The organism is Kitasatospora sp. NPDC093558 (genome assembly GCF_040683475.1).
GTDB lineage: Bacteria > Actinomycetota > Actinomycetes > Streptomycetales > Streptomycetaceae > Kitasatospora.
The window spans coordinates 1-1,627 of the sequence record NZ_JBFBDY010001062.1 but is presented as its reverse complement, the minus strand read 5'-3'; the positions used below and the strand labels follow the sequence as shown (position 1 = coordinate 1,627).

At 69.5% G+C, this 1,627-nt stretch carries 2 protein-coding genes; both read right to left on the bottom strand.

Annotated features, from left to right (window positions below):
• Window positions 1-401: 401 nt before the first annotated feature.
• A complete protein-coding gene (locus AB0O00_RS38470) occupies window positions 402-1,316 on the bottom strand; it encodes a TauD/TfdA family dioxygenase (RefSeq protein ID WP_363659328.1) in 915 nt (304 codons plus the stop codon).
• Window positions 1,317-1,361: 45 nt separating this feature from the next.
• The coding region (locus AB0O00_RS38465) for a DUF1611 domain-containing protein (protein WP_363659327.1) at window positions 1,362-1,627 on the bottom strand (266 nt) is incomplete at its 5' end.

Here is a 1,627-nt window from a genome sequence, read left to right as displayed (position 1 = left end):
GCCAGTCTTCGTGGTCGATCTCGGCGATGATCTGCACCTGCTGGCCGATCGCCTCGGTGAGGGTCTCCGCCATTCGCCGCTGCTGGGACCTCCGGTTCGACGGCCCTCCTGTTGAGCCGGTCGGCGTCGAGGAACGTCGCCGCCGAGGCGCGTTCCGCGGAGTGGAGGTCGTCCTCCCGCATCAGCCTGATCTGCATGGTGAACTCCTGAGGCTCTTGAATGAAGGCGATCGACATTGTTCCGGCAGCAGCGGACGCAGGCTGGCGGATCGGCCTCATTCATCCGGGCGGTGAGTCGGCGTGTCGGTCAGGAGCCGTCAGTGCGTTGCCGATCCGGGGCCGAAGCGTTGCGGCCTGGCGCCGTCGTGCCGCCAGGCCGGAACGCTTCGTGCGGGGAGGGGATCACATGGCGGTGGTGCCGCCGGTCCCGAATTCGGCGGTGTTGCCAATAATGGCCTCGCCGGGGCGGCCGTCCACGCCGAGCGTCGTCTGGCCGGCAACGGTGACGCGCTCGCCGCGACGGTGCTCGGTGTAGTCCTTGATGGCGTAGTGCAGGGTCGCCTGGTTGTCCCAGATGACCAGGTCGCCCTTGTGCCAACGCCATCGCACGGTGTGCTCCGGGAGGGTGGCGTACTCGGTGAGGGTGCGCAGGACGTCCCGGCCGGCCTGCGGGGAGTAGCCGACGACCCGTCGGGCGAAGCCGCCGAGCATCAGTGCCCGCTCGCCGGTCTCCGGGTGCACGCGCACCGCCGGGTGCTCGGCGGTGAACACGTTCTTCAGGTAGTTGTTGCGCACGTCGCCGTCGTAGGTGGCATCGGTGAAGTCGGAGTCGTTGCTGTGGATGACCCGCAGGCTCTCGGCGAGGGTGCGCAGCCCGTCGGGCAGGTTGCGGTAGGCCAGGGCGGCGTTGGCCCACATGGTGTCGCCGCCGACCTCGGGGCAGATGGTGTTGTGCAGGATCGCGAACGCCGGCGGGTTCTGCATGTAGGTGAAGTCGGCGTGCCAGTAGTTGGCGCGGGTCCCCTCGCCCATGGAGTCCATCTCCCGCAGCAGTGGGTAGCCCTCGGGGCCGCCGTAGATCGGGTGGCCGAGGGTGAGGGTGCCCAGGCGGCGGCCGAACCTGACGAGTTGGTCGTAGTCGAGGGACTGGTTCCGCAGGAAGATCACCTTGTGGGTCAGCAGGGCCTGGCGCAGTTCGGCGACGACCTCCTGCGACAGGTCCGCCGCGGCGTCGACGCCCTTGATCTCGGCGCCGATGTTGCCGGCCACGCGGGCAATCTCGACGGCGGTGTGTTCCCGTGTCAGGGTCTGGGACACGTCACTTTCTCCTTCTCATCGGCTGCGTGCTGTTTCGGTCGGGGGTCAGGCGGTCGGGCCGGCGAGGATCGCGTCCAGCAGCGGTGCGGCGCCGTAGCGGACCACGTCCGTGGTCGGCAGGCCGGTGGCCTCCTGGATGGCGGCGATCTCCTGGCGCGCCTGCTCGTCGGGCAGCCCACGGGTGATCAGCGAGATGCCCACGATCGGGCAGCGGCCCTCCGGCCACACCCAGCTCGCCCCCTCCGCGTGCATCTCGATGGCGCGCTGCAGGGACGGCAGCGGGAAGTCCGGCAGCAGCTTGATGGTCGGAC